Source organism: Nonomuraea sp. NPDC050394, from assembly GCF_044459065.1.
GTDB lineage: Bacteria > Actinomycetota > Actinomycetes > Streptosporangiales > Streptosporangiaceae > Nonomuraea.
In genome coordinates this window covers 374,734-390,680 of record NZ_JBITIO010000008.1, presented here as the reverse complement: position 1 = coordinate 390,680, position 15,947 = coordinate 374,734, and the positions used below count along the sequence as shown (strand labels likewise).

The 15,947-nt window shown below is 72.7% G+C and carries 18 protein-coding genes; 11 read left to right on the top strand and 7 right to left on the bottom strand.

Annotated features, from left to right (window positions below; genetic code table 11):
• Positions 1-161: 161 nt before the first annotated feature.
• Positions 162-968, top strand: coding sequence for a serine/threonine-protein kinase (locus tag ACIBKY_RS30765; protein WP_379612862.1), 807 nt, complete (start codon positions 162-164; stop codon positions 966-968).
• Positions 969-977: 9 nt separating this feature from the next.
• Here ACIBKY_RS30765 and ACIBKY_RS30760 read toward each other — a convergent pair whose 3' ends face one another.
• The gene (locus ACIBKY_RS30760) at positions 978-2,216 is read right to left on the bottom strand and encodes a bifunctional transcriptional activator/DNA repair enzyme AdaA (RefSeq protein ID WP_397101942.1); all 1,239 of its coding nucleotides are present in this window, start codon (positions 2,214-2,216) and stop codon (positions 978-980) included.
• Positions 2,217-2,294: 78 nt separating this feature from the next.
• Between ACIBKY_RS30760 and ACIBKY_RS30755 the strand changes: the two genes are divergently transcribed.
• Both ACIBKY_RS30755 and ACIBKY_RS30750 read left to right on the top strand, forming a co-directional pair.
• The gene (locus ACIBKY_RS30755; protein WP_397101940.1) at positions 2,295-2,993 is read left to right on the top strand and encodes an RraA family protein; all 699 of its coding nucleotides are present in this window, start codon (positions 2,295-2,297) and stop codon (positions 2,991-2,993) included.
• Positions 2,994-3,045: 52 nt separating this feature from the next.
• Positions 3,046-3,390: a VOC family protein gene (locus ACIBKY_RS30750; RefSeq protein ID WP_397101938.1), complete on the top strand. Its 345-nt coding sequence runs from the start codon at positions 3,046-3,048 to the stop codon at positions 3,388-3,390.
• Here ACIBKY_RS30750 and ACIBKY_RS30745 read toward each other — a convergent pair whose 3' ends face one another.
• Complete coding sequence (locus ACIBKY_RS30745) at positions 3,391-4,137, bottom strand: lysophospholipid acyltransferase family protein (RefSeq protein ID WP_379612867.1); 747 nt, start codon at positions 4,135-4,137, stop codon at positions 3,391-3,393.
• Positions 4,130-5,314: a cytochrome P450 gene (locus ACIBKY_RS30740; protein ID WP_397101935.1), complete on the bottom strand. Its 1,185-nt coding sequence runs from the start codon at positions 5,312-5,314 to the stop codon at positions 4,130-4,132. Before ACIBKY_RS30740 ends, ACIBKY_RS30745 begins: the two co-directional genes overlap by 8 nt.
• A gap of 55 nt (positions 5,315-5,369) precedes the next feature.
• Here ACIBKY_RS30740 and dhaK point away from each other — a divergent pair, with 55 nt between their 5' ends.
• From dhaK to ACIBKY_RS30725, 3 genes are read left to right on the top strand one after another with little or no spacing between them, the layout of a single operon-like run.
• The gene (gene dhaK / locus ACIBKY_RS30735) at positions 5,370-6,350 is read left to right on the top strand and encodes a dihydroxyacetone kinase subunit DhaK (protein WP_397101933.1); all 981 of its coding nucleotides are present in this window, start codon (positions 5,370-5,372) and stop codon (positions 6,348-6,350) included.
• Positions 6,350-6,964: a dihydroxyacetone kinase subunit DhaL gene (gene dhaL / locus ACIBKY_RS30730; protein ID WP_397101931.1), complete on the top strand. Its 615-nt coding sequence runs from the start codon at positions 6,350-6,352 to the stop codon at positions 6,962-6,964. The genes dhaK and dhaL overlap by 1 nt, the downstream gene beginning before the upstream one ends.
• Positions 6,965-6,975: 11 nt before the next feature.
• Positions 6,976-7,338 (top strand): PTS-dependent dihydroxyacetone kinase phosphotransferase subunit DhaM, encoded by a 363-nt coding sequence (locus ACIBKY_RS30725; protein ID WP_397101929.1) that lies wholly within the window; start codon positions 6,976-6,978, stop codon positions 7,336-7,338.
• Here ACIBKY_RS30725 and ACIBKY_RS30720 read toward each other — a convergent pair.
• From ACIBKY_RS30720 to ACIBKY_RS30710, 3 genes are read right to left on the bottom strand one after another with little or no spacing between them, the layout of a single operon-like run.
• Positions 7,335-9,071, bottom strand: a complete 1,737-nt coding sequence (locus tag ACIBKY_RS30720) for a thiamine pyrophosphate-binding protein (protein WP_397101927.1) — start codon at positions 9,069-9,071, stop codon at positions 7,335-7,337. The genes ACIBKY_RS30725 and ACIBKY_RS30720 overlap by 4 nt on opposite strands.
• Positions 9,068-9,862 (bottom strand): cyclase family protein, encoded by a 795-nt coding sequence (locus tag ACIBKY_RS30715; protein WP_397101925.1) that lies wholly within the window; start codon positions 9,860-9,862, stop codon positions 9,068-9,070. Before ACIBKY_RS30715 ends, ACIBKY_RS30720 begins: the two co-directional genes overlap by 4 nt.
• A gap of 46 nt (positions 9,863-9,908) precedes the next feature.
• Positions 9,909-10,433, bottom strand: coding sequence for a hypothetical protein (locus tag ACIBKY_RS30710; RefSeq protein WP_397101923.1), 525 nt, complete (start codon positions 10,431-10,433; stop codon positions 9,909-9,911).
• Positions 10,434-10,591: 158 nt separating this feature from the next.
• On the opposite strand from ACIBKY_RS30710, the gene ACIBKY_RS30705 reads away from it, so the two are divergent.
• From ACIBKY_RS30705 to ACIBKY_RS30685, 5 genes are read left to right on the top strand one after another with little or no spacing between them, the layout of a single operon-like run.
• Positions 10,592-12,151, top strand: coding sequence for an ABC transporter substrate-binding protein (locus ACIBKY_RS30705; RefSeq protein ID WP_397101921.1), 1,560 nt, complete (start codon positions 10,592-10,594; stop codon positions 12,149-12,151).
• The gene (locus ACIBKY_RS30700) at positions 12,151-13,113 is read left to right on the top strand and encodes an ABC transporter permease (RefSeq protein ID WP_397101919.1); all 963 of its coding nucleotides are present in this window, start codon (positions 12,151-12,153) and stop codon (positions 13,111-13,113) included. Before ACIBKY_RS30705 ends, ACIBKY_RS30700 begins: the two co-directional genes overlap by 1 nt.
• On the top strand, positions 13,110-13,973 hold the full coding sequence (locus ACIBKY_RS30695; protein ID WP_397101917.1) for an ABC transporter permease: 864 nt from the start codon (positions 13,110-13,112) through the stop codon (positions 13,971-13,973). The genes ACIBKY_RS30700 and ACIBKY_RS30695 overlap by 4 nt, the downstream gene beginning before the upstream one ends.
• Entirely contained in the window at positions 13,970-14,893 is a 924-nt protein-coding gene (locus tag ACIBKY_RS30690; protein ID WP_397101915.1) for an ABC transporter ATP-binding protein, read from the top strand. The genes ACIBKY_RS30695 and ACIBKY_RS30690 overlap by 4 nt, the downstream gene beginning before the upstream one ends.
• A complete protein-coding gene (locus ACIBKY_RS30685) occupies positions 14,877-15,569 on the top strand; it encodes an ABC transporter ATP-binding protein (RefSeq protein ID WP_397101913.1) in 693 nt (230 codons plus the stop codon). Before ACIBKY_RS30690 ends, ACIBKY_RS30685 begins: the two co-directional genes overlap by 17 nt.
• Here the strand turns inward: ACIBKY_RS30685 and ACIBKY_RS30680 are convergent.
• The gene (locus tag ACIBKY_RS30680) at positions 15,505-15,933 is read right to left on the bottom strand and encodes a CBS domain-containing protein (RefSeq protein ID WP_397101911.1); all 429 of its coding nucleotides are present in this window, start codon (positions 15,931-15,933) and stop codon (positions 15,505-15,507) included. The genes ACIBKY_RS30685 and ACIBKY_RS30680 overlap by 65 nt on opposite strands.
• Positions 15,934-15,947 lie beyond the last annotated feature (14 nt).

Genomic DNA, 15,947 nt, shown 5'->3' with positions numbered 1-15,947 from the left:
CGAGTTGCGAGGCTCCGTGGGCCGGGCGCGCGGAGGGCGGGGATCTAATTTCCGGGGCGTTGAGCTGGACCTTGACTATTCCCGACATAACCAGATCACGTTAGGTACCCTATGGCTTGCGCTGAGATGACATGATTGCCCCGGAGCAACGAGGGGATGGCATGCGGGAGATCGGCGGACGGTACCTCCTCAGCGAGGAGGCCGGTCGTGGGGGTATGGGAGTCGTCTGGCGGGCCTTCGATCAGCTCCTCCACCGAGAGGTTGCCCTCAAGGAGCTGACGCTGGCCGGTGAGGCCGAGGTGGTGCGCAGGCGAGTGCTGCGGGAAGCCCGCATGGCCGCCGGACTGACGCACCCCAACATCGTCACGGTCCACGACCTGATCGAGAAGAGCGGCAAGCTCTGGATCGTCATGGAGTACCTTGACGGCCTCTCCCTGCACCAGCTTCTCTCCCAGGTGGGCACTCTGCCCGCCCAGAGCGTCGCCGCGATCGGGCAGCACCTGCTCGCCGCCCTGCGTACCGCGCACCAGGCGGGCGTTCTGCATCGCGACATCAAACCCGCGAACGTGATGCTCACGGGCGACCGCGTGGTGCTCACGGACTTCGGCATCGCGACCGCCGAAGGCGACATCCGCACGACGACGTCCCGCCGCCTGCGTGGCACCCCCGCGTTCATGGCTCCCGAGCGCCTGTACGGCGGCGCCGCCACCAAAGAGGCCGACATGTGGTCCTTCGGCGCGACCCTGTACAGCGCCCTGGAGGGCCAGCCGCCCTACCCGGGCCAGGACGCCGCGACCGTCCTCGCCATGGCCCGTACCGGCAGCTTCCCGACCCCCCGCCGCGCCGGAATCCTCCGCCCGCTGCTGGAGGGCTTGCTGCACCACGACCCGGCCCGCCGCTTCACCAACGAGCACACGGCCGGTCTGCTGGCGGGCGTGCGGGCGAGCAGCTTCCAGGCCGCCATCTGACGGCCCGGTTCAGCGGGTGATCAAGTGCATGGCGGCCAGCGCCTGCCAGGGCCGCCACCGCTCCGGGTCAACGCCTGCGGGGAACAACTCGGCCACGGCGGCTCGTAGTGAGGGGTCGGACGCGGGCCACGCCTCGGAATCACCGGTCCGGAAGGCCAGGCCGGAATCGGTCTGAGCGGTGAGGGCGGCTGTCTTGGCGAGTTCGGCCGGCAGCCCCAGCGCCTCCAGATCGGCCTCCGTGAACGCCGCGGCATCGGGGAAGACATGGGTCAGCCCGCCGGGCAACCCGGGCACGGCCGTACCGAGACCGCGCACGAGGGTCGCGAGCCCGTCGCCCGCCGCGCCCGCCACCACGATCTCCAGCGGACTCCACGCGCCGGGAACCGTCAGCCCCGGACGCGACGCCACCAGAGGCCCCAGTACGGGATCCGCCCCCAGCGCGGCGGCCCCGGACGCCGGATCGGTGTCGAGGCCCAGCAGCCGGCCGACCTGGTCCACCACGTGGATGAGCCCCTCCCAGTAGGGCAGGTGCGCGGTCAGCACAAGGTGGCCGGGATCGCTCCCGCCCCGCACTTCGAGCACGCCGGGCGCGCCGTCCAGGCTCACGGTCCGCCGGTACGCCCCGTCGCGCACCTCCTCCACCCCCGGGATCGCGCGAGCCCCCAGGTAGGACCGGACGGCCGGCCAGTCATACCCCGGCAGAACGGGCAGCCGCAGCGCCAGCCCGCCATCCGCGACCAGCCGATCGGCCCGGTGCCGGCGCTCACGCAGTTCGCCGGGCGCGGCGTGGAAGATCTCCCGCATGGTCCGGTTGAACTGCCGCAGGCTCCCGAACCCCGACGCGAAGGCGATGTCCAGCACGGTCAGATCGGTGTCATCCAGCAGGCGGCGGGCGAAGTGGGCCCGCCGCGACCGCGCGAGCTGGTCAGGGCTGGCCCCCAGGTGCTTCAGGAACAGCCGCCGCAGATGCCGCGACGACACGCCCACCCGCTCGGCCAGCGCCGCCTCGGTGCCGCCGTCCAGGACACCGGAGATGATCAGCTGCCAGGCGGCGCACACCAGCCGGGGCACATCCGCCGACACCGGCCCCGCCACCCGGTACGGCCGGCACCGCAGGCACGCGCGGAACCCGTCCGCCTCCGCCGCCCCCGCATGACCATAAAGCCGGATATTCTCCGCCAACGGCCGCGAACCACACCCAGGACGACAGTAGATACCCGTCGTCACCACCGCCGAATACACCGTCATACCCCATGTCTACGCCACGCCGAGCCCCAAGACCGGACATATCCGGACGCACGGAAGAAGGCCAAGTAAGGTCAGAGCATGCGGGATCTTGAGCGGTTCGCGACCCTGACCACCGCGCACCTGGCCGACGGGTGCATCCGCGCCGGAGTCCAGGTCCGCTGCGCGCCCTCGGCGGTGCGAGCCGTGGTCCCCGGCTCCCGCGTGATCGGGCGCGTCCTGCCCGCCCGGCACGCCGGAAGCGTCGACGTGTTCCTGGAAGCGTACGAGTCGGCCGAACCGGGCGACGTCCTCGTGGTCGACAACGACGGCCGCACCGACGAGGCCTGCGTCGGCGACCTGGCCGTGCTGGAGGCGCGGGCGGCCGGAGTGGCCGGGGTCGTCATCTGGGGCCTGCACCGGGACACCGCGGACATCAGGGCGATCGGGCTGCCGGTGTTCAGCATGGGCGCGCTGCCGACCGGCCCGCTGCGGCTGGACGCGCGGCCCGCCGACGCGCTCGGCAGCGCCCGCGTGGGCGAATGGACGGTGGGGCGCGGCGACCTCGTGGCCGGCGACGAGGACGGTGTGCTGTTCGTGCCGGCCGGGCGGGCCGCGGAGGTGCTCGGTCTGGCGGAGGGGATCAGAGACGCCGAGCGCGCGCAGGCGGACCGCATCCGCGGCGGCCGCTCCCTGCGCGAGCAACTGCGGTTCGGCGACTATCTGGCCGAACGGCAGGCCGCCCCCGACCTCACCTTCCGCGAGTACCTGCGCGCGGTGGGCGGCGCCATCGAGGAATGACCCTCACCCGCCGGGCAGCTCCCCCTTCGGGGGGGAAGGTAGGGTGTGCGCCGTGATCGCCCGTCAGAGCCAGCTCGTCCTCGACTGCGCCGACCCGGCCCGCCTGGCCGCGTTCTGGGCCGCCGTCCTCGGCGCGGAGCCCGTGCACCGCGACGCCGGCTGGTCGTCGGTCCGGCCGCCGGACGGGCTGCGCCTGGCCTTCCAGCGTGTGCCCGAGGGAAAGACGGTCAAGAACCGCCTCCACCTGGACCTGGCCGTCGCCTCCCCCGCGGAGGCCGCGCGGGCGGTGCTCGCGCTCGGCGGACGCGCCGTCGGCGAACTCCAGGTGGACGCGGTGGGCGCCTTCCAGACGATGGCCGACCCGGAAGGCAACGAGTTCTGCCTCGTCAGCCCGTGATCAGTCCTTCTTGGCGCGCAGCTCGGCCTCCTCGGCGTCCATGGCCGCCGCCTCCTCGGGCGTCGGCGCGGTGCCGCCGAGGTGCGCGGGCTGCCACCAGACGCCCTGCGGGATCTCCGGGTACGTGCGCTGCGCCCGGTCGACCAGCTCGGTCAGGCGGGTCTGCAGGGTGGCGGTGTGCTCGTTGACGTTCTCGCCGCGCTTGGGGTGCATCGGCTCCCCCACCAGGATGCTGATGGGCACGTGCCGCTGGGTCAGCTGCTTGGAGCGGCCCTTGGTCCACAGCCGCTGGCTGCCCCAGAGGGCGACCGGGATCAGGGGCACGTTGGTGGCCTGGGCCATCCGGATGGCGCCGCTCTTGATCTCCTTGACGGTGAACGACCGGCTGATCGTGGCCTCGGCGAAGACACCGACGACCTCGCCCGCCTTCAGCATGCGCAACGCGGTGGCGTAGCTGCCCGCGCCGGCGCCCCGATCGACGGGAATGTGCTTCATGCCGCGCATCAACGGTCCGGAGATCTTGTGGTCGAAGACGTCCTGCTTGGCCATGAACCGCACCAGCCGCTTGGACGGCAGCGCCCCGAAGCCGGCGAAGATGAAGTCGAGATAGCTGATGTGGTTGCTGACCAGCACCGCGCCGCCGGTCCTCGGCACGTGCTCGGTCCCCTCCATGTGGAAGCGGTAGTCCATCACCTTGAAGAGGGTCCGCGCCAGCGCGATCACCGGCGGGTACACGATCTCAGCCATGCCCGAACCGTAGCCTAGGTTGGACGGTGGTCGGGAGGGTGACCATTCCCCGGACGTTGCCGTGGCTGGCGCGCCGGATTCCGGACGGGTCCACGTCGTAGTCCGGCTCCACGGCCCGGACGAGTTCTTCCAGCGTGACGCGGGCTTCGAGCCTGGCCAGGGCGGCGCCGAGACAGTGGTGGCGGCCGGCGCCGAAGCTGATCGCCCGGGAGGTGTCGCGGGTCAGGTCGTAGGCGCCGGCCTCGGGGAAGGCGCTCTCGTCGCGGTTGGCGGAGCCGATGAGGAGCCAGATCTTGGCGCCGGGCGGGAGACGCTCGCCGTACAGCTCGATCTCCCTGGTGAGGCGGCGGGCGATGCCATGCGCGGGAGTGTCGTAGCGCAGCGTCTCCGCGGCCCATTCCCCGATCGCGCCCGCGAACGCGGCGGCGCGCTGGGCGGGGTGGCGCCAGGCGTGGTACCAGGCGGCGTTGAGCAGGTGGGTGGTGGTCTCCGCGCCCGCGCCGACCAGGAGCATGAGGAAGGCGACGATCTCCCCGTCGTCCAGCCCGTCGTCGGCGACGAGGACGGAGACGAGGTCGTCGCGTGGCGACTCCCGGCGCTCGGCGACGACGGAGGCGTAGTAGTCGCCGAGCCCGATGATGCTTGTGAGCCCGTCCTCGCCCATCTCGCCGTTCGGGTCGTAGCGGAGCAGGGCGTCGGAGCGTCCGCGGATCTCGGCCCGGTCGGAGCTCGGCACGCCGATGAGCTCGGAGATGACGTCGAGCGGGAGGCGGGCCGACAACTCCGTGGCGAAGTCGAAGCTCCCCTTCTCCACCGCGGCGGCCACGTAGGCACGGGCCATCCGCCTGACCATGGGTTCGAGGGCGGCGACGCGGCGCTGGGTGAAGCCGCGGGCGACGATCGCCCGCATCCGGGTGTGGTCGGGCGGGTCCATGGCGACGAACGACAGGTAGGAACGCGCCTTCGGCCCCCACGCGCCGGGGTCGATCATGGGCCCGTGGTCGCTGGAGTACAGGTCGCTGTCGGGCAGCGCGGCGGCGACGTCGGCGTGCCGGGACAGCGCCCAGAAGCCGAGTGCCTCGTTGCGGTAGAGGGGCGCTTCGCTGCGCATCCTGGCGTAGACGGGGAACGGGTCCTCGATGACCGCGGGATCGAAAGGACTGTAGACAAGCTCCACCCGGACCACGCTATTCCGCTTGCTCTCCGGTGAGAACGGGCATTGGTTAGTGACCATGAAGAAGCTCATCAATTCGCCTGGCGACGTGGTCGGCGACGCGCTGAAGGGCATGGCGGCGGCGCATCCGTCGCTGCGGGTGGCCGACCGGGTCGTCTACCGCGCGGCGGGGCCGCGCGCGGGCAAGGTCGGGCTGGTCTCCGGCGGCGGCTCGGGGCACGAGCCCCTGCACGCCGGTTTCGTCGGGTACGGCATGCTCGACGCCGCCTGTCCCGGAGAGGTCTTCACCTCACCGGTGCCCGACCAGATCATCGCCGCCACGCGGGCCGTCGACGGCGGCGCGGGCGTGCTCCACATCGTCAAGAACTACACCGGCGACACGCTCAACTTCGAGCTGGCCGCCGACCTGACCGAGGGCGTCGAGGTGGCCGGCGTGCTGGTCGACGACGACGTCGCGGTCCAGGACTCGCTGTACACCGCCGGCCGGCGCGGCACCGGCGCCACGTTGTTCGTGGAGAAGATGGCCGGAGCGCTGGCCGAGCAGGGCGCGCCGCTGGCGCAGGTGGCCAGGGTGGCGGCCGAGGTGGACGGGCGCAGCCGCTCGTTCGGCATCGCGCTGACCTCGTGCACGACGCCCGCGGCCGGCAAGCCGACGTTCGACCTGCCCGACGACCAGGTGGAGCTGGGCATCGGCATCCACGGCGAGCCGGGACGCCGCCGGGCGCCGCACGCCGCCGCGCGGGAACTGGCCGAGGTCGCCATGGACGCCGTCCACGGCGACCTGCCCCTCTACGGCGACCTGCTCGTCATGGTCAACGGCATGGGCGGGACTCCGCTGATCGAGCTGTACGTGGTCTTCGCCGAGGTGGAGGCGTACGTCCGGGCGAAGGGCGCGCGGGTGGCGCGCTCGCTGGTCGGCAACTACGTGACGAGCCTGGACATGCAGGGCTTCTCGGTCACCGTGTGCCGGCTGGACGAGGAGCTGGCCCGGCTGTGGGACGCGCCGGTGGAGACGCCGGGTCTGCGATGGGGCCGCTGATGGACGCCGCCTTCTGCGCCGCGTGGCTGGAGGCCGCCGCGGCGGCGGTCGCGGCCGGGCGCGAACGGCTGACCGACCTGGACGCCGCGATCGGCGACGCCGACCACGGAGCCAACCTCGACCGCGGCTTCTCCGAGGTACGGCAGGCCCTGGCGGCGGGCGGGCCCGGCCAACCGCTGGCCGTGGCCGGGATGACGCTGATCAGGAAGGTCGGCGGGGCCTCGGGGCCGCTCTACGGCTCGCTGCTGCGGGCCATGGGCAAGGCGCTCGGCGAGTCGTTCACCCTGGCCGAGTTCGCGGCGGCCTTCCAGGCGGGGGTGGACGAGGTGGCTCGGCTCGGCAAGGCCGTGGAAGGGGACAAGACGATGCTGGACGCGCTCGGGCCCGCGGCCGGGGCGCTGGCGGGAGCCGTACGGGATGGGGCGGAGCCTCACGCGGCGTTCGAGCGGGCGGCGGAGGCGGCGCGAGAGGGCGCGCGGGCGACGGTGCCGCTGGTCGCGCGCAAGGGACGGGCGAGCTATCTGGGCGAGCGCAGCGCGGGACACGAGGACCCGGGAGCGGCCTCGTCCGCGCTGATCGTGGGCGCGCTGGTCACGGCGGACGGGCGGGCGTGATGGTGGGGATCGTGCTGGTCTCGCACAGCGCCGGGCTGGCGGCCGAGGCGGTGGCGCTGGCGCGCGGCATCGCGGGCGAGCAGGTGCCGATGGCCGCGGCGGGCGGGACGGACGGCGGCGGGCTCGGTACCAGCTTCGACCTGATCGAGGCCGCCGTCGGCGCGGTCGAGCAGGGCGACGGGGTCGTGCTCATCCCGGATCTCGGCAGCTCGGTGCTGACCGCCCGGCTGCTCGTCGATCCGGGGCGGGTGGTGCTGGCCGACGTGCCGTTCGTGGAGGGCGCGGTGGCCGCCGCCGTCACCTCGGGCGCGGGGGCGCCGCTGGCCCAGGTGGTGGCCGCGGCCGAGGAGGCGCGCACGTTCCGCAAGGGTTAGTGGCCTTTGAACGCCTCCTCCAGCCACCAGGACGGGCGCTCTCTCGTGATCTTGGCGTGGACGAGGATCGCGTGATCCCTGGGACCGTCCAGCCAGTCGGAGACGGCTCGCAGGTCGGCGGGCCCGGTGACCGTGACGGCGGCCATGCCGAGGGCCCGCGCGACGGCCGCGAGGTCGGTGGGCGGGAAGGTCACGGTGTCGTGCGGCTGGCCCGTGAAGTGGTGGACCTCGGCGCCGTACGCCTCGTCGTCGTAGACCACGATCACCATGGGCAGGCCGAGGCGGGCGACGGTTTCGAGCTCGGAGATGCCCATGAGCGCGCCGCCGTCCCCGAGGGCGGCGACGGGCAGCCGGTCGGGCAGGGCCAGCGCGGCGCCGATCGCCGTGGCCAGCCCGAGCCCGATCGACTGGAACGCCTGGGTGAAGCAGAAGCCCCGCTCATCCGGGACATCCATCCACATGGACGGATATCCCATGAAATTTCCGGAATCGGGGGCGATGACGCGCTCGGCCGGGAGGATGTCGTCCAGGGCGGCGGTGAGGGTCCGCGGATCGATGCGCCCTTCCCCCGTCTCGTCCTCGTACGGCACCGCCCGCCACCGCCCTTCGGCCACGATCCGCCTGGCCAGCTCGGGCGAGCGGTACCCGGCGGGCGGGCCGTCCGGCGGCGTGGCCAGAGGTTCGGGCGGCGGCAGGAGCTCCCGCACGGCGGTGGCCACCTGGGCGACCTCGCCGGTCACCGGCAGATCCACCGGGACGTGGCGGGCGGCGACCGGGTGTTCGAGGTCGACCTGGGCGACGCGGGTGCCCGGGGAGATCAGGGAGCCGTGCCGGGTGGTCCACATGTTGAGCGCGCAGCCCCAGGCGACCACGAGGTCGGCGCCGCCGATGAGCTCGGCGGTCAGCGGGGTGCTGAAGCCGCCGCTGACGTCCAGGTCCCACGGGCTGCCGCGGAACAGGCCCTTGGCCACGGCGGAGGTGGCGAGCAGCGCGCCGGTCAGGTCGGCCAGATCCTCCAGTTCCCGTCGCGCGTGCCGGGCACCCCGCCCGGCCACGAACACCGGCCGCCGGGCCTCCCCCAGCAACCGCGCCAGCTCCGTCACCCCGGGCCCGGCCGCGCCAGCCCCCGCCCCTCCGGCCTCCGCCCCTCCGGCCCCCGCCGCGCCCGTCCCCGCCGCTCCGGTCTCCGCCGCTCCGGTCTCCGCCGCTCCGGTCTCCGCCTCCAGCGAGAGCGTGTCCGGCTGGGGTGAGGGCCAGTCCGGGGCCGGGGCGGACTGGACGTCCAGGGGGAGGCTCAGGACGACCGTGCGCCGGTCCTCGCGGGCCACCCGCAAGGCCTCCAGCGCGTCCCGCGCGCAGGTCAGCCGCATCGGCACCGCACCGACCGCCCTGGCCAGCGCCGCCTGGTCGAGGTGGAAGTTGGAGTGCGGCTCGGTGACGTCGGCGGCCAGGACGAGGAGGGGTGTGCGGCTCTTGGCGGCCTCGGCGATGCCGGTCATCGCGTTCGTGAGGCCGGGGCCCTGGTGGACCGAGAGCACGGCGACCCGGCCGCTCATGCGGGAGTAGGCGTCGGCCATGGTGGCGGCGCCGCCCTCGTGCCGGGCGGCGACGAAGCGGGCGCCGTGCCGTACCAGGGCATTGGTGAGGTGGAAGTTGCCGCTGCCGACCACCCCGAACGCGGTGTCCACCCCCGCGGCGGCCAGCAGCCGCCCGACGGCCTCCGCGACGATCACCGCGCGGCCTCGGGAACGCCGTGCTCGACCAGCGCCAGGACGCGCACGGGACTGCCGGAGCCGCCCACGATCGGCAGCGGCGGGGCCAGGACGACGGCGCCGGTGACGGGCAGGCGGTCGAGGTTGCGGAGCTGGGTGAGGCCGTACTTGCCGGCGCCGAGCAGGAAGGAGTGGCAGGGGAACGGGGGGTCGAAGGAGTGGGCGGCGCCGGCGTCGGTGCCGACGGTCTCGACGCCGACGCCGAGGATGGGCGTCTGCTCGGCCAGCCAGCGGGCGCACTCGACGGAGATGCCGGGGCTGTGCGGGCCGGTCTCGTCGGCGTTGAGGAAGGCGGCCTGGTCGTGGGAGCGGGCGTCCCAGCCGGTGCGGTACAGCAGCCAGCCGCCCTCGGGCAGCGCGCCGTTGGCCCGCTCCCACTCCTGGACGTGCTCGACCCGCAGCAGGAAGTCGGGGTCCTTCTCCGCCTCGGCGGCCACGTCGAGTACGACGGCGGGCGCGAGCAGGTGACCGGTCGGCACCTGGGCGACGTCGTGCCCGTCGCGCCCGCTCACCCAGTGGACGGGGGCGTCGAAATGGGTTCCGGTGTGCTCTCCGGTGTGGATGTCGTTCCAGTACCAGGCGGGGCCGCGGTCGTCGTAGCGGCTGATCTCCTCCAGCCGGAAGGGGATGGTGTTCCCGAACGGCTCGGGCAGCCGCAGGATCGGGGTCTCGGACGACAGCGGCGCGGTCAGGTCGACGACCTCGATCGCGCCGCTGCGGACGGACTCCACCAGGCTGCGCAGTACGGACATGGCATCCTCCTCGGGACGTTTGGTTGTAGATTCCCCCGCCGGGGGTTCAGGATGCCCTGATCCAGTCGGCGCAGCCGCCGGTCTGGAACGCCTTGTCGGCCGGCTGGATGGTGACGGTGGCGGGGCCGGTGACCATGTCGGCGGCGATCACGTCGCCGATCCCGCTGACGCCCTTGAGGCGGGCCCAGTAGCAGGTGCCCTGGCCGGGCGCGGGGCCGGTGGTGCGGTAGGTGCCGGGCTGGATCTCCTGCGGGACGGCCAGCGTCTTGGTCGCGCCCGCGAGCCCGGACGTCAACCCGGAAGGCAGCCCCGAGGGCAGACCCGACGGCAGACCGGACGGCAGGCCGGACGGCAGGGACGAGGGCAGACCCGACGGCTGAGCAGAAGGCTGGGCGGAGAACTGAGCAGAAGGCTGAGAAGAGGGCTGGGCGCTCTCGTCCGGTAACGGCTCGTCCATCGTGACCGTCACCGTCGGCCCCGGCGAGGTGATCGGCTCCCCTTCGCCCAATCCGGCGAAGTACCCGATCAGGAACCCCAGCGCGGCCGTCAGTCCCGCGACGAGCAGGATCACCGACGGACTGCTCGTCGCGCGGGGTGGTTCGGGAGGCCCGTACGTCACCGGACAAGACTCCCACGCCTCACCTATCCCGTAACAACCCCCCTTATTGCGACAAGTTCGCAGGTGCAGATTATGCTCGCCGGAGTCCTACCCTTCCCCGGAGGTTCCCCATGAGGCTGGCCCGGCCCGCCGCCGTGCTGTCCATCGCCGCGCTCACCGCCTGTTCCGCGCCGTCCGGCCCGGCACAGCCAGGCGCCCAGAACAAGGGCGACGACACCTTCGTCATCGGCATCAGCTCCGAGTTCGAAAACCTCAGCCCGATCCTCGGCTACGCGGCCGACGGCGGCTCGCTGATGTTCGACGGCCTCATGTCCAGGTCCCCCGACCTCTCGCTGAAGCCGGCGCTGGCCGCCCAGCCCCCGGTCACCTCGCCCGACGGCAAGAAGGTCACCTTCAAGCTGCGCGACGGCGTCACCTTCCACGACGGCCGCCCGCTCACCAGCAAGGACGTCGTCTACACCTACACCACCGTCCTGGACCCCAAGGCGAGCTCCCCGATCTCCGGCGACTACGCGGCCATCGACAAGGTCGCCGCGCCGGACGCCACGACGGTCGAGTTCACGCTCAAGTACCCCTACGCGCCGCTCACCCAGCGCACCACGCTCGGCATCGTGCCCGACGGCGGCATCGACCCGGCCAAGCCCGTGGGCACCGGCCCGTACACCTTCACCCAGTGGACCCCCGGCGACAAGATCTCGCTGGCCGCCAACGAGAAGTACTGGGGCGGCGCGCCGGCCATCAAGAAGGTCGTGGTCGCCTTCGCCCCCGACGACAACGTGCGCTCCACGCGCCTGGCGGCCGGTGAGTTCGACGCGACCGTGCTCCCGCCGAAGGCGGCCAAGCGCTTCGAGGGCCAGCAGGGCCTGACCGTGTACAAGCAGCACAGCGCGGACTACCGGGGCGTCATGTTCCCGTCGAAGCCCGCGGTGACCGGCGACAAGGCGATCAGGAAGGCGTTCAGCCTGGCCGTGGACCGCCAGGCGATGGTCGACAGCATCCTCGCCGGCGCCGGCGAGCCCGCCTTCGGCCCGGTCCCGCACGACATCGCCTGGCACAACAAGGAGATCACCGGCAACCCGGCCGCCGACCTCCCGCAGGCGTCGAAGCTGCTCGACGAGGCCGGATGGAAGCCCGGCCCCGACGGCATCCGCGCCAAGGGCGCCACCAAGGCGAGCTTCACGCTCATGTACCCGGCCGGCGACTCGCTGCGCAAGGAGCTCTCCCTGGCCGCCGCCTCCGACGCCAAGAAGGCGGGCATCGAGGTGAAGCTGGCCGGTCTCGACTGGGACGCCATCGAGCCCCGCATGGCCCAGGACGCCCTCATGATGGGGTACGGCTCGCCGTACGACCCCGACTACATCAACTACGACCTGTTCCACTCCTCCCAGGCGGGCAAGGGCTTCTTCAACCCCGGCCACTACAACAACCCGGCCGTGGACAAGCTCCTGGAGAAGGGCCGCGAGTCGGCCGACCCGGCGGTGCGCAAGCAGGCCTACGACGAGTTCCAGAAGCTCATCCGCGAGGACGAGGCCTGGACCTACCTGACCTTCCTCAAGCACGTCTACGTGGTGCGCGGCTCCTACCAGGGCATCCAGCAGAGCGTCGACGCCCACGAGCACGCGACCGGCGGGCTGTTCCGCGACATCCACACCTGGAAGCCCGTCGCCTGATGCTCCGCCTCGTCCTGTGGCGGCTGGCGTTCGCCGTGCCCGTCCTGATCATGGTCACGATCGGGATGTTCGCGCTGGCCAGCGCCTCACCGTTCGACCCGGTCCGGCAGTATCTGGGTGATCGGGCGATGACCACCTCTCCCGAGGTCGTCGCCCAGATCCGGGCCAACTGGGCGCTCGACCGCCCGATCATGGAGCAGTACGCCACCTGGCTCGGCAACCTCGTCCAGGGCGACCTGGGCGAGTCGCGCTCCTTCCACCGCCCGGTCCTGGACGTGGTGACCGAGCGTCTGCCGTGGACGCTGCTGGCGACCGGCTCGGCGATCGTGCTCATGCTGGCCGGCAGCCTGGTCGTGGGCACGCTGGCCGCCATGCGGCAGGGTGGCGTCCTGGACCGGGTGATCACCGGCGCCGCGTTCGCCAACGAGTCCGCGCCGGTGTTCTGGCTGGCGCTGCTGGTCGTCTACGTCTTCTCCGTCAAGCTCGGCTGGCTTCCCGCGGGCGGCCTCACCGACGCCGCCTCGACCACCGTGGACCCGCTCGACGTGGCCAGGCACATGGTGCTGCCGGTGACGGTGCTGGCGGTCTCGCAGTCGTCGTGGCTGGTGCTGTACGTGCGCGAGTCGGTGATCGGCACCCTGCGCGAGGACTTCGTCACCGGTGCCAGGGCCCGCGGGCTCAAGGAACGCACGGTGCTGATCCGGCACGCGCTGCGCTCGGCGCTGCTGCCGTTCCTGACGCTGCTGGGTGCCCGCATCCCCGAGCTGGTCACCGGCGCGATCCTGGTGGAGACCGTCTTCTCCTGGCCGGGGGTGGCCTCGACCTCGGTGCAGGCGGCGCTGGCCGTGGACTTCCCGCTGCTGGCGGTGCTGACGCTGCTCGGGACCGTCGCGGTGCTGACCGGCAACCTGGTGGCCGACCTGGCCTACAGGCTGGCCGACCCGAGGGTGGCGACGTCATGAGCACGACGGACATGGCAGCGGACGTGGCCGTGGTCAAGGTACGCCGCAAGGGCGTGTGGGCGGCCGCGATCACGCTGGGCGTGCTCGCGCTGGCCGTGCTGGTGGTGCCGCCGATCGTCCAGCTCGACCAGCAGCTGGTCGACCTGCGCTCGGCGGGCCTGGCGCCGTCGCCCGCGCACCCGCTTGGCACCGACGAGATGGGCCGCGACGTGCTGCTGCGCTCGCTGTACGGCCTGCGCGTCTCGTTCATGGTCGGCCTGGTGGCCGCGCTGGTGAGCATGGTCATCGGCGGCCTGCTGGGACTGGCGGCGGGCAGTCTCGGGGGTCTGCCCGACCGCCTGCTCATGCGGGTGGTGGACGGCTTCTCCGCGCTGCCCCACCTGCTGCTCGGCATCTTCATCGTGGCCATGTTCGCGCCGAGCCCGTACGCGGTGATCGTCTCGGTGGGCGTGACCCACTGGACGACCGCCGCGCGCATCGTGCGCTCGGAGGTGCTGTCGCTGCGCGAGCGCCCGTTCGTGGAGGCGGCGATCTCGGGCGGCGCGAGCCGCGCCCGGGTGGTCAGGCGCCACCTGCTGCCCCACCTGGCGCCGCACCTGCTGCTGGCCACCGTGCTGATGGTGCCGCACGCGATCTGGCACGAGACCGCGCTCAGCTTCCTGGGCCTGGGCCTGCCGCCGCATCTGGCCTCGCTGGGCAACATGATCAACGACGGCCAGCGTTCGCTGCTGTCGGGCGACTGGTGGTCGAGCTTCGCGCCCGGCCTGTTCATCCTCGTGCCGACGCTGGCGGTCTCGGTGCTCACCCAGCACTGGCGCGACCGTCTCAACCCGCGCACCCGATCGGAGCTGTCGCTGTGAAGCTCGACGTGTCCGGCCTGTCGGTCCGCTTCCGCGTCCCGGGCGCGGTGGTGCGGGCCGTCACAGAGGCCTCCTTCGAGGTACGGCCCGGCCGCTGCCTGGCCCTGGTCGGCGAGTCGGGCTGTGGCAAGTCCGTGCTCGCGCACGCGCTGCTGGGCCTGCTGCCCGCCAATGCCACCGTCACCGGCTCCGCGCGCCTCCATGCCGGGGGCGAGCCGCTCGATCTGCTGTCGGCGACGCCGGCCGTACTGGCGAAACGGGTGCGCGGGCGCATGATCGGGCTGATCCCGCAGAGCCCGGCCACGCACCTGACCCCCGTGCGGACGGCGCGGGCGCAACTGGCCGAGGCGTGCGGGGAGCTCGGCGCCCGGCACACGCCCGAGGAACTGGCCGAGCGCTTCGGCCTGAGCGCCAGGGACCTCGACCGCTACCCGCACGAGCTGTCCGGCGGGATGGCCCAGCGGGTCGCCAACGCGATCGCGCTGGCCGGCGACCCCGGGCTGCTGCTGGCCGACGAGCCCACGTCCGGCCTGGACCGCCCCCTGGTGGAGCGGGCCATGGACGTGCTGCGCGAGCTGTGCGACGAGGGCCGCGCGGTGCTGCTGATCACGCACGACCTGCGCGCGGCCGAGCGGGTGGCCGACGACATCGCGGTCATGTACGCCAGCCGCCTGGTCGAGGCCGGCCCCGCGGGGCAGATCCTGGAACGTCCGCGTCACCCCTACACGGCGGGGCTGGTGGACGCGCAGCCCGACCGGGCGTTCGTCCCGATTCCCGGGCTGCCGCCCGAGCTGACCGCTCTGCCCGACGGCTGCGCGTTCGCGCCCCGCTGCCCGCGGGCCGCCGACGCCTGCCGTACCGTCCCCGCGCTGGAGGACGGCGTCGCCTGCTGGAGGGCCGGACATGTTGCGCGCGCATGAGATCACCGTGAGGTACGGCCGGCGGACGGTCCTGGACCGGGTCTCGTTCGACCTGCCGCCCGGCGAGGTGGTGGGACTGGGCGGCCCGAGCGGCTGCGGCAAGTCGACGCTGGCCAGGGTGCTGGCGATGATGCTGCGCCCGGCGGGCGGCGCGCTGAGCGTGGACGGCACGCGGGTGCGCGGCTGGCGGCAGCGGGCGCCGCGCGAGCTGCGTACCCGGGTGGCGCTGCTCTACCAGCAGCCCCGGCTGGCGGTGGATCCGAAGCTGCGGCTGCGCGAGATCGTCGCCGAGCCGCTGGCGGCCGCGGGGCGTCCGGACGAGTCGCGGGTGAGCGCGCTGGCCGCCGAGGTCGGGCTGACCGGTGACCTGCTGACCCGCCGCCCGCACGAGGTGTCGGACGGCCAGTTGCAGCGGGCGTGCCTGGCGCGGGCGCTGACGCTGGATCCCGGCTACCTGATCTGCGATGAGATGACCACGATGCTGGACGCTTCGACGCAGGCTCATCTGGTCGCGGTGGTCAACGCCTACCGCGACAGGACGGGAGCCGGCGTGCTGGCCATCAGCCACGACGAGGTCCTGCTGGACCGCTGGGCCGGCAGCCGGGCCGAGCTCACCGGTGCAGGTAGTCCACCAGGGACGCCTTCTCCGTCTCCAGCTCCTCTATCGCGCTCTTGACCACGTCGCCGATGCTCACGATGCCGACCAGGCGGCCCTGGTCGACGACGGGCATGTGGCGGAAGCGGTGAGTCGTCATGATCCGGCGCAGCTCGTCGACGTTGGCGTTGGGCCCGACGGTGCGGACCTCCGTCGTCATGATCGTCGCGACGTCCGCGTCCAGGACGGCGGCGCCCTGGTCGTGCAGGCGGCGGACGACGTCGCGTTCCGAGACGATGCCGTCGATCGTCTCGCCGTCGGCTGAGACGACGACGGCGCCGATGTTGTGTTCGGCAAGCTGTGCCAGCAGTTCCCTGACCGTGGCTCCGGGTGCCACGGTCATCACGTCGTTGCCCTTGTTGCGCAAGATAGTTCCAATGAGCATCTGCACCACCTCGG